The following is a 1,576-nucleotide window of genomic DNA, read 5'->3' as shown; positions in this document are numbered from 1 at the left end:
TCCGCCACCTTGCCTCCAACGTCGGATCGGATGTCGGGCTACATCCAATCCCGACAGCCATCAACCCGGCGAACCTTTCCGGTCAGAGCACTAGGCTGCGCAGACCGACTGCCTGCCGCCGACAGCGGGTCGCAGGCGGCCGGTGCGGTGGTAGCGGGCCAGCCGTCGGGTCATGACGATGACCATGGCCCACTGGACCATCGCGGCGTGGTGTTCAGGATGGCGCTCGTAGTCGCGCACGGTGCGCCGGCAGCGGGTGATCCACGACAGGGTTCTCTCTACGACCCATCTGCGGTGAATGAGCTGGAATCCGACCTGGCCGGCGAGCTTGCGGACAATCTGAACGGTCAGGCCCAGCACGCCGGTGGCCCAGTCGACGAGCTGGCCCGCGTATCCGGCGTCGGCCCAGACCTTGATCACGCCGGTGAAGCAGGTGCGCAACGCCCACAGCAGTGCGCGTGCGGCATCGCGATCCTGGACAGTGCCGTTGGTGACCAGGATGACCAGCAGCAGGCCGGTGGTGTCCACGACGATGTGACGCTTGCGTCCGTTGACCTTCTTGCCCGCGTCGTAGCCGCGGCTGGTCTTGGCGACGGTCTCGGCAGCGCGCACCGACTGCGAGTCCATGATCGCCGCTGTCGGGGTGGCGTTGCGGCCTTCGGCAACACGCACCTGTTCACGCAGGCCGTCGTGCAGGCGGGTGAGGGTGCCGTCGCGGGTCCAGGTCTTGAAGTAGTAGTAGACCGTCGGCCAGGGCGGAAAGTCCACGGGCAGTGCCCGCCACACGCAGCTGTTGTGGTCGAGGTAGCGAATGGCATCGACGATGTCGCGACGTGGGTACAGCACTGGGCGCCCGCCTTGGTCGCCGGTGCCGCCCGCGGGTAGGTACGCAGCGATGAGCTGCCATTCGGTGTCGGACGTGTCGGATGGGTAGCGGCGCGGGCGGGTCGTGGGCAGGTGCTCTGCGCCGGGCTGAGGGGGTGCGGCAGCGGCCTGACCGCAGACCAGGTAGAAAGACACGGTAGGGCCTTCAGGGTGGCATGGCTTCGACAACCACAGCCGTACCGGAAGGCCCTACTTCATGCCCGCGCGACACTCCGAGACCGATTCGGATTCCCGCGTCATCAAGACCTGGCAATCCCGCTCACCTGGATCTTTAACAGGCACTGACTGGACGTTTCAATTACGTATGAGGTAGCTCGCGTTGGTTCGCCAGGCGTCCTTACGCTCAGGGGCGTAGACCGGCAAGCGGCTTGTGGACGGAGTTGCCCCGATTCGGGCACCGGGTTTCTCCAGCGAATCGTGTCTCATTCACAAAGGCGAGGTTTGCCGGACATCGGGTGCGCCCTAATGGCCGCTGTCGATAGTAGAACGGCGGCATGACCGGACGGCCCGCGTACCCTTCCGACCTGTCCGACGCCCGCTGGGCACTGATCGCGCCACGGCTGACCGCGTGGCGCCAGGCCCGCGCCGACGCCGGTGTCGGCGGCCGCAAACCCAGCTACGACCTGCGGGAGATATTCAACGCCATCCTCTACGTCAACCGCACCGGCATCGCCTGGCGTTACCTGCCCCA

Annotated in this window: 2 protein-coding genes; one reads left to right on the top strand and one right to left on the bottom strand. The window is 66.4% G+C overall.

All coding sequences use genetic code 11. The features are described from left to right. Positions 1-90: 90 nt before the first annotated feature. Positions 91-1,020, bottom strand: a complete 930-nt coding sequence (locus AB0J67_RS41035; protein WP_363491224.1) for an IS5 family transposase — start codon at positions 1,018-1,020, stop codon at positions 91-93. A gap of 359 nt (positions 1,021-1,379) precedes the next feature. On the opposite strand from AB0J67_RS41035, the gene AB0J67_RS41030 reads away from it, so the two are divergent. After that, positions 1,380-1,576, top strand: a 197-nt coding sequence (locus AB0J67_RS41030; RefSeq protein ID WP_363491222.1) for a transposase, incomplete at its 3' end; no start/stop codon positions are given.

Origin of the sequence: Catellatospora sp. NPDC049609, from assembly GCF_040675365.1 — a bacterium.
Lineage (GTDB): Bacteria > Actinomycetota > Actinomycetes > Mycobacteriales > Micromonosporaceae > Catellatospora.
The sequence above is the reverse complement of the archived record's forward strand: the minus strand, read 5'-3'. Positions and strand labels throughout refer to the sequence as shown.